This is a genomic window from Neoroseomonas alkaliterrae (genome assembly GCF_014199195.1).
Lineage (GTDB): Bacteria > Pseudomonadota > Alphaproteobacteria > Acetobacterales > Acetobacteraceae > Neoroseomonas > Neoroseomonas alkaliterrae.
In genome coordinates, this window is sequence record NZ_JACIJE010000003.1 from 220650 (window position 1) to 240078 (window position 19429).

16 protein-coding genes are annotated in these 19429 nt (G+C 71.5%); 10 read left to right on the forward strand and 6 right to left on the reverse strand.

Translation table 11 applies throughout. The features are described from left to right. Positions 1-79: 79 nt before the first annotated feature. The 3 genes from FHS88_RS07100 to FHS88_RS07110 are packed head-to-tail and all read left to right on the forward strand — an operon-like array spanning position 80 to position 2974. Positions 80-1411 (forward strand): dihydroorotase, encoded by a 1332-nt coding sequence (locus FHS88_RS07100; protein ID WP_184482954.1) that lies wholly within the window; start codon positions 80-82, stop codon positions 1409-1411. Beyond that, positions 1411-2097: a nitroreductase gene (locus FHS88_RS07105; protein WP_184482958.1), complete on the forward strand. Its 687-nt coding sequence runs from the start codon at positions 1411-1413 to the stop codon at positions 2095-2097. The genes FHS88_RS07100 and FHS88_RS07105 overlap by 1 nt, the downstream gene beginning before the upstream one ends. 4 nt (positions 2098-2101) lie before the next feature. Continuing rightward, positions 2102-2974 carry a DMT family transporter gene (locus FHS88_RS07110; protein ID WP_184482961.1) on the forward strand — a complete coding sequence of 291 codons (873 nt, stop codon included), beginning with the start codon at positions 2102-2104 and terminating at the stop codon, positions 2972-2974. On the opposite strand, the gene FHS88_RS07115 is transcribed toward FHS88_RS07110, so the two are convergent. Further along, positions 2958-3365, reverse strand: coding sequence for a ketosteroid isomerase-related protein (locus tag FHS88_RS07115; protein WP_184482964.1), 408 nt, complete (start codon positions 3363-3365; stop codon positions 2958-2960). The genes FHS88_RS07110 and FHS88_RS07115 overlap by 17 nt on opposite strands. 78 nt (positions 3366-3443) lie before the next feature. Between FHS88_RS07115 and FHS88_RS07120 the strand changes: the two genes are divergently transcribed. The 3 genes from FHS88_RS07120 to ppdK are packed head-to-tail and all read left to right on the forward strand — an operon-like array spanning position 3444 to position 9115. Further along, entirely contained in the window at positions 3444-4313 is an 870-nt protein-coding gene (locus tag FHS88_RS07120) for a glycine--tRNA ligase subunit alpha (protein WP_184482967.1), read from the forward strand. Next, the gene (glyS, locus tag FHS88_RS07125) at positions 4306-6429 is read left to right on the forward strand and encodes a glycine--tRNA ligase subunit beta (RefSeq protein WP_184482970.1); all 2124 of its coding nucleotides are present in this window, start codon (positions 4306-4308) and stop codon (positions 6427-6429) included. Before FHS88_RS07120 ends, glyS begins: the two co-directional genes overlap by 8 nt. Positions 6430-6442: 13 nt before the next feature. After that, entirely contained in the window at positions 6443-9115 is a 2673-nt protein-coding gene (ppdK, locus tag FHS88_RS07130) for a pyruvate, phosphate dikinase (protein WP_184482973.1), read from the forward strand. 6 nt (positions 9116-9121) lie between these two features. Here ppdK and FHS88_RS07135 read toward each other — a convergent pair whose 3' ends face one another. Further along, positions 9122-9934 carry a DeoR/GlpR family DNA-binding transcription regulator gene (locus FHS88_RS07135; protein ID WP_184482976.1) on the reverse strand — a complete coding sequence of 271 codons (813 nt, stop codon included), beginning with the start codon at positions 9932-9934 and terminating at the stop codon, positions 9122-9124. 146 nt (positions 9935-10080) lie between these two features. Between FHS88_RS07135 and FHS88_RS07140 the strand changes: the two genes are divergently transcribed. Genes FHS88_RS07140 through FHS88_RS07155 form a run of 4 tightly spaced genes read left to right on the forward strand, consistent with a single transcriptional unit; the run spans position 10081 to position 14269 of the window. Continuing rightward, positions 10081-11256, forward strand: a complete 1176-nt coding sequence (locus FHS88_RS07140; protein ID WP_211842388.1) for an ATP-binding cassette domain-containing protein — start codon at positions 10081-10083, stop codon at positions 11254-11256. Next, complete coding sequence (locus FHS88_RS07145; RefSeq protein WP_184482978.1) at positions 11253-12140, forward strand: carbohydrate ABC transporter permease; 888 nt, start codon at positions 11253-11255, stop codon at positions 12138-12140. The genes FHS88_RS07140 and FHS88_RS07145 overlap by 4 nt, the downstream gene beginning before the upstream one ends. Then, entirely contained in the window at positions 12137-12964 is an 828-nt protein-coding gene (locus FHS88_RS07150) for a carbohydrate ABC transporter permease (protein ID WP_184482981.1), read from the forward strand. Before FHS88_RS07145 ends, FHS88_RS07150 begins: the two co-directional genes overlap by 4 nt. Before the next feature lie 24 nt (positions 12965-12988). Further along, entirely contained in the window at positions 12989-14269 is a 1281-nt protein-coding gene (locus FHS88_RS07155; RefSeq protein WP_184482984.1) for an extracellular solute-binding protein, read from the forward strand. Positions 14270-14582: 313 nt separating this feature from the next. On the opposite strand, the gene FHS88_RS20530 is transcribed toward FHS88_RS07155, so the two are convergent. The 4 genes from FHS88_RS20530 to FHS88_RS07175 form a co-directional block, all read right to left on the reverse strand. Beyond that, a complete protein-coding gene (locus FHS88_RS20530; protein ID WP_211842389.1) occupies positions 14583-15395 on the reverse strand; it encodes a class I SAM-dependent methyltransferase in 813 nt (270 codons plus the stop codon). 5 nt (positions 15396-15400) lie between these two features. Further along, positions 15401-17785 (reverse strand): glycosyltransferase, encoded by a 2385-nt coding sequence (locus FHS88_RS07165; protein WP_184482986.1) that lies wholly within the window; start codon positions 17783-17785, stop codon positions 15401-15403. Between the two features lie 195 nt (positions 17786-17980). Beyond that, the gene (locus FHS88_RS07170) at positions 17981-18832 is read right to left on the reverse strand and encodes a hypothetical protein (RefSeq protein WP_184482989.1); all 852 of its coding nucleotides are present in this window, start codon (positions 18830-18832) and stop codon (positions 17981-17983) included. Between the two features lie 56 nt (positions 18833-18888). After that, positions 18889-19425, reverse strand: coding sequence for a hypothetical protein (locus FHS88_RS07175; RefSeq protein WP_184482992.1), 537 nt, complete (start codon positions 19423-19425; stop codon positions 18889-18891). Between the last annotated feature and the right edge of the window lie 4 nt (positions 19426-19429).

Below are 19429 nucleotides of genomic sequence, written 5' to 3' on the forward strand. Positions count from 1 at the left end.
CCCGCCCTCCCCGCCCGGTGGCTTCCCCGCGCCGCGCCTTGATGCGACATAGGCGCGACGCAGTCGCGGAGGCGCCGCCATGAACCGGTTCGATCTCATCCTGAAGGGCGGGCATGTCGTCATGCCCTGGGGCGTGGAGGAGGCCGACCTCGCCATCCGCGGCGGGCGCATCGCCGCCATCGGCGACCTGCGCACCGCCGAGGCGGCCGAAGTGGTGGACTGCCGCGGCCTGCACCTGATGCCCGGGCTGATCGACCCGCATGTGCATCTGCGCGACCCCGGCGACCCGGCGGTGGAGACCATCCCGACCGGCACGCGCGCGGCCGTGCTCGGCGGCCTGACCGCGGTGTTCGACATGCCCAACACGGCGCCGCCCATCACCGATGCGGCGCGGCTCGACGCCAAGCGCGCGGGGCTCGCCGGCGCGGCCTGGTGCGATGTCGGCCTCTATGTCGGCGCGACCAAGTCGAACATCGCCGCGCTGGCCGATCTCGAACGGCAGCCCAATGTCTGCGCCATCAAGGTCTTCGCCGGCTCCTCCACCGGCGACCTCCTGGTCGAGGACGACGAGAGCCTGGAAGCGGTGATGCGCTCCGGCCGCCGGCGCATCTGCTACCATTCCGAGGACGAATACCGCCTGCAGGCGCGCAAGCCGATGTTCACCACCGGCATGCCGCACCGCAATCACATGGAATGGCGCGACGTGGAGACGGCGCTGCTCGGCACGCGGCGGCTGATGGCGCTCGCCCGCCGCACCGGCCGCCCGGCGCATATCCTGCACGTCTCGACGGCGGAGGAACTGGACTACCTCTCCGACTACCGCGACATCGCGACCTGCGAGGTGCTGCTGAACCACCTGACGCAGACCGACGAGGCCTATGAGCGCCTCGGCGGCTACGCCGTGATGAACCCGCCGATCCGCGACGTGCGGCACCTCGAGGCGGCCTGGGCGGCGGTGCGCGACGGGCGGGTGGATTGCGTCGGGTCCGACCATGCGCCCCATTCGCGCGAGGCCAAGGAACGGCCCTGGCCGAACACCGCCGCCGGTCTGACCGGCGTGCAGACCATCGTGCCGCTCATGCTCGACCATGTGAGCGCCGGTCGGCTTTCCCTGCCGCGCCTCGCAGACCTGATGGGCACCGGCCCCGCGCGGGTCTATGGCGCGCTGAACAAGGGGCGGCTCGCGGTCGGCTACGACGGCGACGTGACCGTGGTGGACATGAAGCGCACGCGCACCATCGAGGATTCCTGGATCGTCTCGCCCTGCGGCTGGACACCTTTCGCCGGGCACCGCTGCACCGGCTGGCCGATGATGACGATCATCCGCGGCAACGTCGTGATGCGCGAGGACGAGGTGCTCGGCACGCCGATCGGCCGGCCGGTCGCCTTCGCGGATACGGGGCGCGGCTGATGCACGGCACGGCCGATCCTGTCGCGGCGGCGATCACCTCGCGCCGTTCCGTCCGCGCCTTCCTCGGCACGCCCGTGCCGCGCGAGACGGTGGAGCGAATCCTCGACATCGCCGCGCGCGCGCCCTCGGGCACCAACATGCAGCCCTGGCGCGGCTACGTGCTGACGGGCGAGCCGCTGCGCCGCCTCTCGGACGCGCTCGTCGCCGAGGCCATGGCCGGAACGCCCGTCGAGGGCGAATACCGCTACTATCCCGAGGCTTTCTTCGAGCCCTACCTCTCCCGCCGCCGCAAGGTGGGCTGGGATCTCTACGGTCTGCTCGGCATCGCCAAGGGCGAGACCGAGAAGATGAAGCGCCAGCACGCGCGCAACTACACCTTCTTCGGCGCGCCGGTCGGCATCATCTTCACCATCCATCGCCGGCTCGAGATCGGCTCCTGGCTCGACTACGGCATCTTCCTCGGCAACGTCATGACGGCGGCGCGGGGGATGGGCCTCGACACCTGCCCGCAGGCCGCCTTCGCGCCGCATCACCGCACCATCCGCGAGCACCTGCCGATCCCGGAAGAGGAGGTGGTGGTCTGCGGCATGGCGCTCGGCCATGCCGACCCGGCGGCGCCGGAGAACGCCCTGGTGACGGAGCGCGTGCCGGCGCGCGAGTTCTGCCGCTTCCTCGGCTGGGGCTGAGCACATGCCGCCGCTCAGCGGGGCGGCGCTGTGGCTGCGGCTCGCGACCATCGGGGCGCTGTGGGGCGCGGCCTTCCCGCTGATCCGCTGGCTCGCGGCGCATCTGCCGCCCTTCGCGCTGGCCGGCGTGCGCGGGGCGCTGGCCGCCGTCGCGGTCTTCGCCTTCCTGTGGTTCCGCCGCGAGCTCGGCGGCATCGGGCGCGGCGTCCTGCTCGCGGCGCTGGTGCTGGGCACGCTTTCGGGCGTCGTTCCGAACACGCTGATCCCGATGGCGCTGACACGGATGGAGGCGGCGCCAGCCTCGCTCGTGCAGGCGGCGGGGCCGCTGATGGTGACGCTGCTCGCCGGCCTCGTGCTGCCGGCGGAGAAGCCGACGCTGCGGATGCTGGGCGGCGTGGCGCTGGGCTTCGCCGGCATCGCGCTGGTGATCGGGCCCGGCGGGTTCGAGGGCGGCAGCGGCACCGGCGCCCTGCTCGTGCTCGGCGCCACTTTCTCCTATGCGCTGAGCACGGTCTGGGTGCGCATGAAGCCGCGCGGGCCGGCGGCAGCGCTCGCGCTCGGCCAGCAGGCGGCCTCGGCCGTCATCTCTGGCAGCCTGGCGTTCGCGGTGGACGGGCCGGGCGCGCTCGTCCAGCCGCCCGAAGTGTGGCTGGTGGCGGTGGTGCTCGCGATCTTCGCCACCGCCGTGCCGCTGACGATGTTCCTGCACCTCGTCAGCCGCGCGCGGGCCGCGGACGCCGCGATGGTTGGCTACCTCCAGCCCGTCTTCGCGACCATCATCGCCGCGGCCTGGCTCGGCGAGGTGCCGGAGCCGCGCGTGCTGCTCGGCGGTCTGGTCGTACTGTCCGCCGTCGCGCTGGTCACGACGCGGCGCTGACCTGCGCGATCCAGTCCTTCAGGTTGTAGTGCATCGTCACCCGCGCGATGCGGCCGTCGCGGATGCCGTAGAAGGCGCCGGCGGGCAGGACGTAGGTCTGGCCGCGCGCCTCGGGCAGGCCCTCCTCGGTCGCGACGTATTCGCCGTGGACGACGAACTCGGCGGCCGCCCGCGTCCCGTCCGGGGAGGTCATGACGACGATGTCCGTGAGCCTTTCGCGATAGGCGCGGTCCATCCGGGCCATGAAGGCGGCGAAGGCCTCGCGGCCGACCTCCCGCCCGCCCTGGTTGATGTCATGGGCCACGTCCTCGGTCAGCAGCGCCAGCATGGCGGGGCGGTCCCCGCGGTTGAAGGCGTCGAGATAGGCGTGGATCAGGGCGCTGGCGTCCATGGGCGGATTCCTTGCCGGTTCTGGGTCTGGAGCCTATAGGTGCGCCGCAACAACGTGCCGCGCCAGCCCGGATTCCCCATGCCGCAGAGGCCCCCGAGCTTCCAGGACATCATTCTCCGCCTGCACCGCTTCTGGTCCGGACAGGGCTGCGTGATCCTGCAGCCCTACGACATGGAGGTCGGCGCGGGCACCTTCCACCCGGCGACCACGCTGCGCGCGCTGGGCCCCAAGCCCTGGAAGGCGGCCTATGTCCAGCCCTCCCGCCGCCCCTCCGACGGGCGATACGGCGAGAACCCGAACCGTCTGCAGCACTACTACCAGTACCAGGTGATCCTGAAGCCCTCCCCCGCCGACCCGCAGGGGCTGCTGATCGAATCCTACCGCGCGCTCGGCATAGACCCCGCGCTGCACGACATCCGCTTCGTCGAGGACGACTGGGAAAGCCCGACGCTGGGCGCCTGGGGCCTGGGCTGGGAGGTGTGGTGCGACGGGATGGAGGTGACGCAGTTCACCTATTTCCAGCAGGTCGGCGGCATCGCCTGCGAGAAGCCGAGCGCGGAACTGACCTACGGCCTCGAACGGCTGGCGATGTACATCCAGGGCGTGGAGAACGTCTACGACCTCGCCTTCAACGACGACGGCGTGCGATACGGCGATGTCTTCCTGCGCGCCGAGCGCGAATATTCCGCTCACAATTTCGAGCACGCCGACGTCGCTATGCTGTTCCGCCATTTCGAGGACGCCGAGAAGGAGTGCGCGGCGCTGCTCGAACGTGGCCTCGCGCTGCCGGCCTATGACCAGTGCATCAAGGCGAGCCACCGCTTCAACCTGCTCGATGCGCGCGGCGCGATCAGCGTGACCGAGCGTGCGGCCTACATCGCCCGCGTGCGGGCGCTGGCCAAGGGCTGCTGCGAGGCCTGGCTCGCGGGGGAGACGGCCGGTGCCTGAACTGCTGCTGGAACTGTTCTCGGAGGAGATCCCCGCCCGGATGCAGGCGCGCGCGGCGGAGGATCTCGCGCGCCTCTTCACCGAACGCTGCGCCGCGCTGATCGAGGCGCCGCCGCGCATCTTCCATGGGCCCCGCCGGATCGGGCTCGCCGCCACGCTGCGCGCCAGCGCGACGACCGAGGGCAAGGAGGAGCGCGGCCCGCGCATCGGCGCGCCCGATGCCGCGCTCGAGGGCTTCCTGCGCAAGCATGGCGCGACGCGCGAGGCGCTGAAGCAGGAAGGCCAGTTCTGGATCCTGGCGAGGCCCGGCGAGACGATCGAGGCGCGCGCCCTGGTCGCGGCTGCCGTGCCGGCCATCATCCGCGGCTTTCCCTGGCCGAAATCCATGCGCTGGGGCGGCACCTCCGCGCTGGTCTGGGTGCGGCCGCTCAAGCGCGTGCTGTGCCTGCTCGACGGCGTGACGGTGCCCTTCGACCTGCGCGCGGGCGAGGATGACGGCCATGGCCTCGCCGCCGGCGACGAGACCGAAGGCCATCGCATCATGGCCCCGGGCGCCTTCGCGGTGCGCGGCTTCGAGGATTACGCGGCCGGGCTGCGCGCGCGGAAGGTGGTGCTGGATGCGGCCGAGCGCGCGGCGCTGATCCGCGACGGCATCGCGGCGCTGGCCGCCGCCGAGGGGCTTTCCGTGGTGCCGGACGAGGGGCTGGTGGCCGAGGTCGCGGGCCTCGTGGAATGGCCGGTGCCGCTCATCGGGCGCATCGACGACGCCTTCATGGACCTGCCGCCCGAGGTGATGCGCACGACGATGCGCGTGAACCAGCGCTATTTCGCGCTGCGGCGCGCGGACGGTTCCGCCGCGCCACGCTTCGCGCTGGTGGCGAACATCGAGGCGCCTGACGGCGGTGCCGCGATCGTCGCGGGCAATGAGCGCGTGCTGCGCGCGCGGCTCGCGGATGCGCGGTTCTTCTGGGATCTCGACCGCAGGCAGCGGCTCGAGGATTTCCTGCCGAAGCTCGACGCCGTGGTGTTCCACGCGAAGCTCGGCACGCAGGGGCAGCGCGTCGCTCGGCTCGAGCGCCTCGCGCGTTTCATCGCCGAGCGTATCGGCGCCGATCCGGCCCTGGCCGCGCGGGCGGCGCGGCTGGCGAAGGCGGATCTCGCCTCCGGCATGGTGGGCGAGTTCCCCGAACTGCAGGGCGTGATGGGGCGCTACTACGCGCTGCATCAGGGCGAGCCCGGCGACGTGGCGGAGGCGATCGGCGCGCATTACCGGCCGCTCGGGCCGGGGGATGCGGTCCCGGCCGAGCCGGTGGCGATCTGCGTCGCGCTGGCGGACAAGCTCGACCAGCTCGCGGGGTTCTTCGCGGTGGGGGAGAAGCCGACGGGCTCGGGCGACCCCTTCGCGCTGCGGCGGGCGGCGCTGGGGGTGATCCGGATCGTGCGGGAGAACAGGCTGCGCCTTGCGCTCGTGCCGGTCCTGGATGCGGCCATGGTGCCCCTGGCGGCGGATATCGGCGCCGCCAGCGGGGCGCCCTACGCGCATGTGAAGCATCCCTTCGGCCAGGGCGGCCAGCGGGTCGAGGCGGTGGCGATCGAGATCATCGACTTCCTCACCGACCGCCTGCGCGTCCAGCTCCGCGCCGAGGGCACGCGGCACGATGTCGTCACCGCCGTGCTCGGCGCCACCCCCGACGACGACCTGAACCGCCTGCTCCGCCGCGCCGATGCCGTTCGCGCCTTCGTCGAATCCGAGGCAGGCGCCAATCTCCTCGCAGCCCATCGCCGCGCCGCCAACATCCTCCGCATCGAGGAGAAGCGCGACGGCCATGCCTACGATGCCGGCTACGAGCGCCATCTGCTCAAGGCGCATGAGGAGGAGGCGCTCGCCGAAGCGCTGGAAGCCGCGGCGAAGCGCATCGCCCTCGACCTCGACGCCGAGGATTTCGAACGCGCCATGGAGGCCATGGCCACGCTGCGCGCGCCGGTGGACGCCTTCTTCGACCGGGTGATCGTGAACGACCCCACGCCGGAGCTGCGGCGCAACCGCCTGAGACTGCTCGCCCGCCTGCGCGCCACGATGGACGCGGTGGCGGATTTTTCGAAGATCGAAGCCTGAGGGGGAGCCCCCGATGACGCAGTGGGTCTATTGCTTCGGCGCCGGCCGCAACGAGGGACGCGCGGAGATGCGCAACCTGCTCGGCGGCAAGGGCGCCAACCTCGCCGAGATGGCCTCGATCGGCCTGCCCGTGCCGCCGGGCTTCACCATCACGACCGAAGTCTGCACCTGGTACTACCAGCACGAACGACAGTACCCCGCCGACCTCGAGGCGCAGGTGAAGGCCGGGCTGAAGCATATCGAGGCCGCCGTCGGCACCGCCTTCGGTGACACGCACAGGCCGCTGCTCGTCTCCGTCCGCTCCGGCGCGCGCGTCTCCATGCCGGGGATGATGGACACGGTGCTGAACCTCGGCCTGAACGACGCGACCGTCGAGGGCCTCGTCGCGGCATCGGGCGATGCGCGCTTCGCCTGGGATTCCTACCGCCGCTTCATCCAGATGTACGGCTCGGTGGTGCTCGGCGTGGACCATCACCGCTTCGAGGAGATCATCGAGCATGTGAAGCTCGACACCGGCAAGGTCGAGGACACCGAGCTCACCGCGCCCGAATGGCACCGCGTGGTGGACGGCTACAAGGAGATGGTGCGCGAAGTCACCGGCCGGCCCTTCCCGCAGGATCCGTGGGACCAGCTCTGGGGCGCGATCGGGGCGGTGTTCGGCTCCTGGATGAACCAGCGCGCGGTGACGTACCGCCGCCTGCACGACATCCCCGCCGAATGGGGCACGGCGGTGAACGTGCAGGCCATGGTCTTCGGCAACATGGGCGAGGACTGCGCCACCGGCGTCTGCTTCACCCGCGATCCTTCGACCGGCGAGAACATCTTCTACGGCGAGTATCTCATCAACGCGCAGGGCGAGGACGTGGTGGCCGGCATCCGCACCCCGCAGCCCATGTCCAAGGCGCGCGCCAAGCCCGGCGAGCGCAGCATGGAAGAGGCCATGCCGCAGGCCTACGCGGAGCTCGTGAAGGTGCGCGAGACGCTCGAGCGCCACTACCGCGACATGCAGGACATCGAGTTCACGGTGCAGAGCAACAAGCTCTATATGCTGCAGACGCGCAACGGGAAGCGCACCGCGGCCGCGAGCCTCAAGATCGCCGTGGACATGGCGCGCGAGGGGCTGATCGACCACGCCGAGGCCGTCAGGCGCGTGAACCCCGCCGCACTCGACCAGCTTCTGCACCCCACGCTCGACCCCAAGGCGCCGCGCAGGCTGCTGGCCAAGGGGCTGCCGGCCTCGCCGGGCGCGGCATCCGGCATCGTCGTGTTCAGCGCGGACGAGGCCGAGGCGCGGGCGCAGAAGGGCGAATCCGTCATCCTGGTGCGCATCGAGACCTCCCCCGAGGACATCCACGGCATGCACGCCGCCAAGGGCATCCTGACCACGCGCGGCGGCATGACGAGCCACGCGGCGGTTGTCGCGCGCGGCATGGGCCGGCCCTGTGTCGCCGGCTGCGGCGGGATCAGCGTGGACTACAACAGCCAGGTCCTCTCCTCAGGTGGCGTGCAGGTGCGCGGCGGCGAGGTGCTGACGATCGACGGCGGCACCGGCGAGGTGTTTGTCGGCTCCGTCGCCATGATCGAGCCGCAGCTCTCGGGCGATTTCGCCACGCTGATGGGCTGGGCGGACGAGGTGCGGCGGCTGAAGGTACGCGCCAATGCCGAGACGCCGCTCGATGCCGAGACGGCGCGCAAGTTCGGCGCCGAGGGCATCGGCCTCTGCCGCACCGAGCATATGTTCTTCGACCCCGAGCGCATCGGCGCCGTGCGGCAGATGATCATGGCCGAGACCGAGGCCGGGCGCCGCATCGCGCTCGCGCGCCTGCTGCCCTTCCAGCGGCAGGATTTCGTGGACCTGTTCCGCATCATGGCGGGGCTGCCGGTCACGATCCGCCTGCTCGACCCGCCGCTGCACGAGTTCCTCCCGCACAGCGAGTACGAGATCGCCGAGGTCGCGCAGTCGCTCGGCGCCAATGTGGAGGAGATGCGCCGCCGCGCGCAGGAACTGTCGGAAGCCAACCCGATGCTCGGCCATCGCGGCTGCCGCCTCGGCATCTCCTTCCCCGAGATCTATGAGATGCAGGCCCGCGCCATCTTCGAGGCCGCCTGCGCCATCGGCAAGGAGACGCACAAGGCGCCGCACCCCGAGATCATGATCCCGCTGGTCGCAACCCGGCGCGAGCTCGAGATCACGCGCGCGCTCGTGGACCGCGTGGCGCAGGAGGTCTTCGCCGAGACCGGCTACCATGTCGAATACAGCGTCGGCACGATGATCGAACTGCCGCGCGCCGCGCTGACCGCCGATGCCATCGCCGAAAGCGCCGACTTCTTCTCCTTCGGCACCAACGACCTGACGCAGACGACCTTCGGCCTGTCGCGCGACGATGCCGGCAAGTTCCTGCCGCTCTACGTCGAGAAGGGCATCTTCCCGAAGGATCCCTTCGTATCGATCGACCCGGACGGCGTCGGCGCGCTCGTGAAGATCGCCTCGGAGAAGGGGCGGCGGGTGAAGGCGGACATCAAGCTCGGCATCTGCGGCGAGCACGGCGGCGACCCGTCCTCGATCCATTTCTGCGAGAGCGTCGGGCTCGACTACGTCTCCTGCTCGCCCTACCGCGTGCCGGTGGCGCGGCTCGCCGCAGCGCAGGCGGCGCTCGCGGGCGGCGGGGGCGACCGCACGGCGTAGCGGCGCTCAGCCCTTCATCGGGGCGGCGAGGGGCATATCCTCGCCGCAGCGCAGCGCCACGCCCGCCGAACGCAGCGCCGCGAGCAGGCCGCCGCCCGGCGGCGCATCGGTGACGAGCACCGCGAAGGCCCCGGCCGGCGCGATGCGTTCGAGCGCCTGCCGGCCGAACTTGCTGCTGTCCGCGACCAGCACGGCGCGGCGCGCGGCGGCGATCGCGGCGCGCTTGAGCGCGATCTTCTCGCCGTCGAAATCCGACGGCGCGCCGGACGCGTCGAAGCCCGAGCAGGCGATCACCGCGACATCGAGGCTGAGCCCCGCCAGCGCGCGCACCGCCTCCCCGCCGACCAGCGAACCGTCCGAGCCGCGCACCATCCCGCCGAGGACGCGCAACGGCGGCGCCCCGGGCCGCGCGAGGCGCAGTGCGGCGAGCATGTTGTTGGTGAAGACGCGGACATCCCCGCGCGTTGCGAGTGCGGCCGCGATCGCCTCGGCCGTCGTGCCGACATCAAGGAAGATCGCCGCGCCGCGCGGGATCTCCTGCAGCGCCAACGCGGCGATGCGCGCCTTGGCGTCGCGCTGGCGCACGGCTTTCTCCGCATGGCCCAGCCGCACCGCGCCCGCCGGTCCCGCGCCGCCATGGAAGCGTTGCAGCAGGCCGCGTTCGGTCAGGGCGATGATGTCGCGCCGGATGGTCTGGGTGGAGACGCCGAAATGGCGGGCGAGGCCCTCGACCGTGCCGAAGCCGCGCTCGCCCACCAGCCGCAGCAGGGCGTCCTGTCGTGGGGCGAGGCCGGTCTCGCCTGCGGAACTCGTCGGCATGTAAGATATCCTACAGCACCTGCGCGGGCGATGGTTGCCGCAGGCACGACTTTAACCGATCCCGCGGCCATGCGGGCCCGCCGCAGGGCCGTGTCACCAAACGATCATTTGCCGCCAGGCTGTCGGAAAACGATTAGGATGCCCCCGTGAAGCAGCAGCAGACCCCGACGAGCGAGGCGCGGGCCGCAGGCCTGACGCTGCGCGGCATCGTCAAGCATTTCGGCCCGACGCGCGTGCTCGACGGCGTGGATCTCGACATCCGCCCCGGAGAGTTCCTCACCCTCGTCGGCCCGTCGGGCTGCGGCAAGTCCACCCTGCTGCGGATCATCGCGGGGCTGGAGGCGCAGAGCGCCGGCAGCGTGACCATCGGCGGGCGCAGCGTGGATGCACTGCCGCCCTCCGAGCGCGATGTCGCCATGGTGTTCCAGTCCTACGCGCTCTACCCGCACATGAGCGTCGCGGCGAACATCGCGAGCCCGCTCGAACTGCGCCGGCTGAGCCTGTTCGAAAGGCTGCCCCTGCTGCGCTGGCTCTCGCCGCGCCGCCCGCGGGTGATGCGCGAGATCATGACCGAGGTCCGCGCCATGGCCGGGCAGCTCCAGCTCGAGGGCCTGCTCGATCGCCGGCCCGCGCAGCTCTCGGGCGGGCAGCGCCAGCGCGTCGCGCTCGGCCGCGCGATGGTGCGGCGCCCCGCCGCCTTCCTGATGGACGAGCCGCTCTCCAACCTCGACGCCAAGCTGCGCGTGCACATGCGCACCGAACTCGCCGAGCTGCATGCCAGGCTCGGCGCGACCTTCGTCTACGTCACGCACGACCAGATCGAGGCGATGACGATGTCCGACCGCGTGGCGCTCATGGACAAGGGCCGCATCCTGCAGCTCGGCACGCCCTCCGAGCTCTACGACACGCCGGCGGATGTGACGGTGGCGCGCTTCATCGGCAGCCCGCCGATCAACCTGCTCGAGGTGGAGGCCTCGGCCGGGGGCGTCATCCGCATGGCGGGGCTTGCGCTGCGCGCGCCCGGGCCGGGGCGCTACACGATCGGCATCCGGCCGGAGGCGCTGCATCTCGGGCGCGCCGCGCCCGGCCTGCTTGCGGCTCGGCTGCGGCGGGCGGAGAATCTCGGCGCCGAATGGCTGCTGCACGCCGAAACCGAGGAGGGGGCGCCGCTCGCCATCCGCATGACCGCCGCCGAGCACGCCGCGGCCGACGCGCTGATCGGCCAGGTGCTGCATCTCTCGGCCAGTCGGGCCGGCGTGCATCTCTTCGGCCCCGATGGCCGGCGCGTCGCCGTGGAGGCGGCGGTGGAGGCGCCGGCATGACCGCCCCCCGACAGCGCGCCGAAGCCCGCGCCGGAGCGGCCTTCGCCCTGCCCGCCTTCGCGCTGATCCTCGCGCTGCTGCTCGCCCCGCTCGCCGCCCTGCTCGCGCTGTCGGTGACCGACTACCGGCTCGGGGCGATGGCGGTGCGGCTCGTCGGCCTCGACAACTACGCCGCGCTGTTCGCGGACGAGGTGTTCCAGCGCTCGCTGCGCAACACCTTCCTCTATGTCGCCTTCGTGCTGCCCGGGGCGGTCTTCGGCGGGCTCGGCGTCGCGCTGCTGGTCCATGCGCGCAGGCGCAGCCGCGCCTTCTACGAGGTCGCCTACTTCCTGCCCGTGACCGCGACGCTGGTGGCGATGGCCACCGTCTGGCAGTTCATGCTGCACCCCTCGCTCGGGCCGGTCAGCGCCCTGCTCCGGGCCTTGGGCTTCGGTGACGTGGACCTGCTGAACGATCCCTCGCTGGCCCTCGGCACGCTCGCGCTGATCGGCCTGTGGCAGGTGATCGGCTTCAACATGGTGCTGTTCCTCGCAGGCCTCTCGGCCATCCCGCGCGATCTCTACGAGGCGGCGGCGCTCGACGGGGCGCGCTCGGGGCCGGACCGCTTCCTGCGCGTCACCTGGCCGATGCTCGGGCCGACGACGATGTTCGTCACCATCACCAGCACCATCACCGCCTTCAAGGTGTTCGACACGGTGGTGGTGCTGACGCGCGGCGGGCCGCTCGGCTCGACCGAGACGCTGCTCTACGTGCTGTATCTCGAGGGGTTCCAGTACTTCCGCACGGGCTACGCGGCGGCGATGACGGTGGTGCTGCTCGCCTTCCTCGTGCTGCTCTCGATCCTGCAGGCACGGGTGATCGACCGGAAGGTGCACTACGCATGAGGCGCGGCCTGGTTCCCCGCCTGCTCGCCCACGCCGTGCTGTTGCTCGGCGCGGTGGTGATGCTCGCGCCCTTCGTCTGGATGCTGCTGACCTCCATCCGCCCGGCCGAGGAGGTGTTCGGCGCCGTCTTCAACCCCATCCCGGGCCGCTTCGCCGCTCCCGAGAACTACGCGCGCGCCTGGAACGAGGGCAACCTGCCGAGGGCGATGCTGAACGGGGCGATCGTCTGCCTCGGCATCCTCGCGGTGCAGCTCCTCGCGGCCATCCCGGCCTCATTCGCGCTCGCCAAGCTGCGCTTCCGCGGGCGGGGCATGCTCTTCGGCCTGGTACTGTTCGGCCTCTGCGTGCCGATCCAGGTGCCGGCGCTGCCGCTCTATCTCGGCCTCGCCCATGCCGGGCTGCTCGACACCTATTTCGCGCTGATGGCGCCCTTCTTCCTCACCGTCTTCGGCATGTTCCTGTTCCGCCAGTTCTTCCGCGCCTATCCGGACGAGGTGCTGGATGCCGCGCGCCTCGACGGCATGGGCGAGTTCGAGATCGTCTGGCGCCTCGCCACGCCGGCGGCGCTGCCCGCCATCGCCGCCTTCTCGGTGTTCTCGGTGGTGGCGCACTGGAACGACCTCTACTGGCCGCTGATCGTCGTCACCTCCTCGGAACTCGCGACGCCGCCGCTCGGCATCCTGGCGTTCCGGGACACGGAATCGGGCGGCAACTACGGCGCGCTGATGGCCGGCGCCGCCCTCGTCACCGCGCCGCTCGTCCTCGCCTTCCTCGTTGCGCGGCGCGCCTTCCTGCGCGGGATCACGATGACAGGCCTGCGCTGAACCCGAAGCGAAAGGAGACCCCCCATGCTCACCCGCCGTACCACCCTTCTCGCCGGCACCGGCGTGCTCGCAGCCCCAGCGCTGCCGCGCGCGCAGGCCGCCGTCACGCTCGACGTGCTCTTCGCAAACCCGTCCTTCGCGCGGTTCTTCAACCCGATCGCGGAGGCCTTCCAGCGCGCCAACCCCGATGTGCGCATCGCCTTCCGCCAGCCCGCACCCAACTACGACGAGCAGCACCAGGCGCTGCTGCGCGGCGCTCTGACGAACCAGCTCCCGGATGTGACCTTCCCCGGCTTCAACCGCCTGCCCGAGCTCGCCCGTACGCTGGCCCAGCGCAACCAGATCCTCGATCTCGGGCCGCTGATCGCCGAGGAGGGCGCGGCCTGGAAGGCGGAGAACTTCGCCGACCGGATGCTCGCGCTCGGCCAGGTGGACGGGAAGCAGTACGGCATGCCCTTCAATGCCTCCTCGCCCATCGCCTACTACAACCCGGAACTGGTGGCGCGCGGCGGCGGCAACCCCGATGCCTTCCCCACCTCCTGGGAGGCGGTGGTCGCGCTCGGCGGCCGCATCAAGGCTGCGGTCCCGCAGGCGATGGGCGTGTCCTACTACATCAACTCCTTCGACAGCGACTGGCTGTGGCAGGCGCTGGTGCAGCAGGGCGGCGGGCGGATGCTCAACGCGGCCGGCAACGCGCCCGCCTTCGGCGATGCCGCCGGCCAGGCGGCCATCGCGCTCGCGCGCCGCTTCGTCACGGATGCCGGCATGGGTCTGATCGGCGCCGACCAGAACCGCCAGCAATTCGCCACCGGCGGCACCGGCATCATCTTCGACAGCCCGGCGCGGCTCTCGGTCATCACCGGCCTCGTCGGCGGGCGCTTCCCGCTGCGCACCGCGCCCTTCCCCATCACCGACCAAGCGCGCGGCGGCGTGCCCACCGGCGGCAATGCCGCGGTGATCACCACGCGCGATCCGGCCAAGCGTGCCGCCGCCTGGCGCTACGTGAAGTTCTCCGCCGGTCCCGAGGCGCAGAAGATCGCGGTCGAGATGACCGGCTACCTGCCCACCAATCGCCGCGCGACCGCCGAGGAGTTCCTCGGCGCCTGGTACCGGGAGAATCCGAATGCGCGCTCGGCCGCGATGCAGGCGGACAAGTCGCTGCCGTGGGAGGACTACGGCGCCAACGGGCCGCGCATCCACCGCATGCAGCAGGAGGTGCTGACGGCGGTCATGCGCGGCGACATCGCGCCGCCCGCGGGGCTTGAGCGGATGGTGGCGCAGACCGCGGCGCTGATGCGCGGCTGAGCGGGGCGGGGGGAGAGGGAAGCTTCTCCCCCCCCCGAACCTGAACCGCGCCGGATTCGCCTGGGGCGGTCCGGCACGGTTCACGCGGCCTGCGGCGTGACCTCTCTGCCTCAGCGTCTTGCCGGCAACCGGGCATCGGCCGGTGGCTCCTCGTGCAGACGATCTTTACGGTGATCGCCAGCCGTTGCGAGGTGTGATCGCTGCCGTTGTCCGGCGCCGGATGCCCGCGAATCCCAGGCGAGCAGGGCGCAACCAACGCCTTCGCCCCCATCGCTCCAACGTCCCGGCGCTTGAGGGCCGCGGCGAACGCGCCTCAGTCCATGCGACGTGCGCTGAGGACGTAACCCCTCGGCTCGAAACCGCCCCGTGCTTCGCCGGGCGCCTGGAGCCAGTAGTATCCGATGGGGAGCACCGGCGTGTCGAGCGCGCGGATCCGGTGGAAGCCGGCGTTCTTCAGGCGAGTGACCACGTCGCTCTCGGCGAAGAGCCGCATCTCGAGCGTCGAGCCCGCCCCGCCGTGAAAGACGAGGTTCCTGAAGGTCTCCAGTTCCCCCTCGGCCGTCCGGTTCAACAGCACCTTCTCGCCGCCAAGCTCCACGATGCTTGCGTCATGGAAACGCGGGTAATGTTCCACCGTCTCCGGCATGTCGAAGCTCGGAACGGAAAAGACCAGCAGGCCGCCGGGCCGGAGCAGCGCGGCGAGGTTGCGGAAGGCTCGATCCACCGGCGGCGCCACATGCTCGAGAACGTCGCTGCAGATCACGAAGTCCGCCTGCATGTACCGGGCGACATCGTCATCCTTCGTGATGTCGAGGACAGGCGCGGCGTCGAGCTCGGTGTTCAGATAGGCGAACCGGCTCTCGAGCAGGCTGGCATAGCAACGATCGTCACTGAAGCCGAGTCCCGTGGTCGGCTCATCCGGCGGGAGCTCGCGCAGCACGCGCGACGCCCCGTAGAGGCCTTCCGTCAGCGCGTGCACGATGCCGCGGAAGCGCACATTCGCGCCGCAGGTGGCGCAGGGGGCGAGTTCGCGGTGGAACCGGCCCGCCACTTCCTCGTTCTGCTGTCCGCAGATGTTGCAGCGGAACCGCAGCACCGTGTCGGGATCAATGGCAGCGTTCCGCATGGTGCTCACCCGGCAGTCGCCATCTCTGGTTCGCGGAGGGCCGTGTCGCGCGCATCGAGCGTGAGCAGCGCATCAACAAGCCCGATCCATGCCGCCCCGAACACGTCCGGGGCGAAGCGCTCGACGGAGGCGGCACCCCTCCTGCGTATCCCCTGCACCGCTTCGGAGTCCCAGTCGCTGATCGCCGCAAGGCTCCGCGCGGCCAGCTCCTCGACATCGCGGAACAGGCAGCCGGTGACGCCATCCTCGATGATCTCGGCCGGGCCGCCCGCATCCAGGGCGAAGGCGAGCGCGCCACGGGCCATGGCCTCGGCGATCGCAATGCCGAAATGCTCCAGCGCCCAGGGTTCGGCGATGCGGTCAACGCCGATCCCCGTCCCGTGCCAGTAGAGATCCGCCGTCGGAAGCAGGCGCTCCATCTCGTCATTCGGCACATCGAGGTGGAAGAACACCGGTAGCCCCGATGCGAGTTCGCGGCAGCGGGCGAGATAGGCCTGGTGCTCCGCTTCCCCATGCGTCGCGCCGACGAGATGAAGCTCGACGGCCCGGCCCACGCGGCCATGCACCAGCCTGAAGGCGCGGATGAGTTCGTCCTGGCGCTTGCAATGCCCGCCGGTGAAGAAGCGCCCGACATTGAGGATGCGCAGCGGCGCGCCGGGAGGGCGCGGCGCCGGCCCGCGAACAACGGCGGGAACCGGCGGCGAGATGACCTCGATCGGGGGCGGAATGGCACCCGCGGCCCGCGCGGCAGCGCGCACATGCCGGCGCGCGAAGTCCGAATACGCGACGATGCGGTCATATCGCCGCAGGAGATGGCGGGCGGATGCAGTGGTCGCCTGATCGGCCGGAAAGGGGAACTGGCAGATGAAGACGCCGCGGGCCGCGACATTCTCCCACGGAGGAGCAATCACGTTGCCCATGGCGATGAACACATCAGCGCCATACCCTGCGGCCGTCGTGATCCCTTCCAGCAGTTCGACGGCAGAGAGGTCGAGGCCGAGAGCCTCGGCGACCGCATCGAAGCGCAGCCGGCTGTAAGCCGCGCCGGGCACGAAGCAGACCCGGAAGCGGCGCGATAGGCGTTCGGCGATCGTGAGGAGATACCGCTCCCCGCCGCCGACGATCAGGGGATAGGGGCTGTGCAGCAGCACGCGCGGCCGGTTCCCGTCCACCGCCGGACGCGGCGCCTTGCGTGGCCCTGGAGCCGGGGGGCCGCCCGCACGCCACCGGGCGACGAATTTCTGCCGGTTGCCCTCGATGATCGCCTGGATGCCCGGAACCTGGCCCTGCGACACGCCGCCGTGATGCACCACCGTCGCCGCCGGGCAGTAGACGATCGAGCGCCCCGCCGCGCGCAGACGGAAGCAGAGGTCGGTGTCCTCGTAATAGGCCGGCTCGAACACATGGTCGAAGCCGCCGAGATCGAGGAAATCCTGCCGCCGAATCAGCATGCAGCAGGCCGAGACATAGTGCACCGCCCGCTCCGTGCCGTGGCATGGCTGGCCGGGGCGCTCGCCGCGTCCCGTCTGGCGCACGACGCCGTCCGGCAGCACGATCGCGCCCGCTTCCTGCAGCCGCCCATCCGCGAAGAGCAGCCGCGCGCCGACCGCGCCGCAGGGCTCGTGCCGCGCATAGGTGTCGAGCATGGCGGCGAGCCAGCCCTCCGTCACTTCGGTGTCGTTGTTGAGGAACACCAGGAACTCGCCCGTCGCGCGTTCGGCGGCGATGCTGTTGCCTTCGCCGAACTGGCGGTTCACGCCGATCTGCACGAGCCGGCGCGGCCCCTCGATGGCGGCCAGCGCCGCGCGATCGGCGGCGGAGGATCCGTTGTCCGCGACGATGATCTCGTAGCGCACGCCGGTCGTGTGGGCCCAGATGCTTTCCAGGCAGGCGCGCGTCAGTGCCGCGCCGTTGTGATTCAGGACGATGATGGAAACCTTCGGTGCCGCCTCGTCATACCATCGGGACGCGGTCGCGCGGGCTTCCGCCGGGGCCACCATGTTCCGGGGCGCGGGCGGGATCGGCGGCGGCGCCGCGGGCTGCGCCAGCCTGCCGGCCGCCTGGCGCCACTCGGCATAGCGCCTCGGCAGTTGCAGCGTGACCGTCCACCAGGCGAGCTTCACCGTCCGTCGCGCCAGACGCCGCAGGGCGGGATTGGCCTCAAGAACCTGCCGCACCCGTTCGGTCGCCCTCCAGGTCGTGCTCTGCAGGATGGCGTTGAGGCGCAGCTCGGCATCCGCGGTCCGGGCGCGAAGGGCTTCGATCTCGGCGGTGCTCGCGCGCATGGCGGCGAGCGCGTGATCCTGCGCGGCGCATTGCGCGCGCAGCATGGCGACCTCGGCCTCGAGCTGCGAGAGGCGCGGATCGTCTCTCCCGCTTGCAGGTGGCACAACCGTATTCCTCAGCATGACCCGCCCAATGCGACATCCGGCGCCTTGGCCTTGCGGACCGCCGGCGAGCCATGGCCGGACCTGCGGGCCGGATGAGCAGGAGCGGTTGCGGAAAAGGTCCGGGCGCACGGCAAACCCCATGCGCCCGGCATTCTGGCCATCAGCCCGGCGTCATTGCCGCCGGAGCTCCTCACCTCAGCCGTGGCCCGCCACGATCGCCTGGCGGACGAGTTCCGCCGCCGCCGCGATCGTCGGGACATCCGACGCCAGGATGTTCAGGCCGAGGATGGTGCTCAGCGCGATCACCGTCTCGTTCGTGACCGGGATGGTCTTGTCCGAGGCGCTGGCGATCGCGATCGCCGCGAGGTCGTTGGTCGAGGCGGGCGTCACGCCGGGCAGCATGTTGCTCGGGTTCAGGTAGAGCGTCCGCAGCAGGCCGAGATTCTCGAGCGGCGAGTCGATGCGCGTGATCTGGTCGTAGTACGCTGCGAGCAAGGCGGCGAACTGGGCCGCCGGCAGGCTGTAGAGCTCGGCGACGGTGTAGGTCACGCCACCGAGGGTCATGCTGGTGACGCCGATCGTCGCCCAGTTGGCGAGCAGTTCGGCATAGCGCGCCTCGAGCACGCGCGCGGGCGCGCGCGCGACGTTCAGGCGGCCGAGCTCGACCACCGGGATCGCCCCGTCGCCGGCCCACACCGGTCGGCCGCCGCGCTCACCCGGCAGCGGCTGGCCGCGGTGCGGCGTGCCGTCACTGTCCGCGGACGGGCCGCGCTGCCCACGATCGCCGCCACGCCCCTCCGGCGCACCGGTCGTCGTCGGCTGGCCGTGGCCCCGGCCGGCAGGCGCGCCGCCAACGGCCGAACCGCCGCCGGCCGCGCCCTGACCGCGCGATTCCGCCGGGCCGCCGCGTCCGCCCTGACCCTGGCCCTGCGCCCAGGCCTGCGAGGCCGCGAGGTCGGTCACCAGCGGCGCAGCCGCGAAGATTCCCACCGCGAGCGCGGCCGCCGCGACACCGGTCGCGAGTTGGTTCCTGATGCTCTTGCTCATGTCCTGTTCCTTCCCAATGGAGGAATGCTGAAGCACTCCGGCGGCGTCGCGACCGCTCACCGCCGGAGCACGCTGTTGTCCACGGCCCAGGAGCCGCGGCCCGTCTTGACGAACTGTTCGCCGCCGCCGTCACCGCCGACGACGCCGGGCAGCAGCCCACCGGATGGGCTCGTCGGGGTGGTGGTCACGGTCGGCGCCGCGACGACGGTTCCGTGACCGCCCGTCTCGTGGCCACCGTCGCCACCACTGTCGTGCCCCCCCTCGTGGCCGGAACCGTGATCGGTCTCGCGATCCTCGCCGCGCCCGCGCCCGCCGCCGTAGCGCCGCCCGCCGCGCTCGGCGTGCCGGCCACCCTGGCCTCGACCGCCGCCGCCGTGGCCACCGCCACCGCCACCGCCACCGCCACCGCCGGCATGGCCACCGCCGCCACCGCCGCCGCCGGAATGGCCGCCGCCACCACCGCCGCCGGAATGGCCGCCGCCACCACCGCCACCCTCACTGGCGAGCACGACGCCACCAGGGATCAAGGCGGCCAGACCCAGTGCCCCGAGGGTCGCCGCGATCGCGCGGCGCCTCCGCGGCGTCTCGTCCATTCCC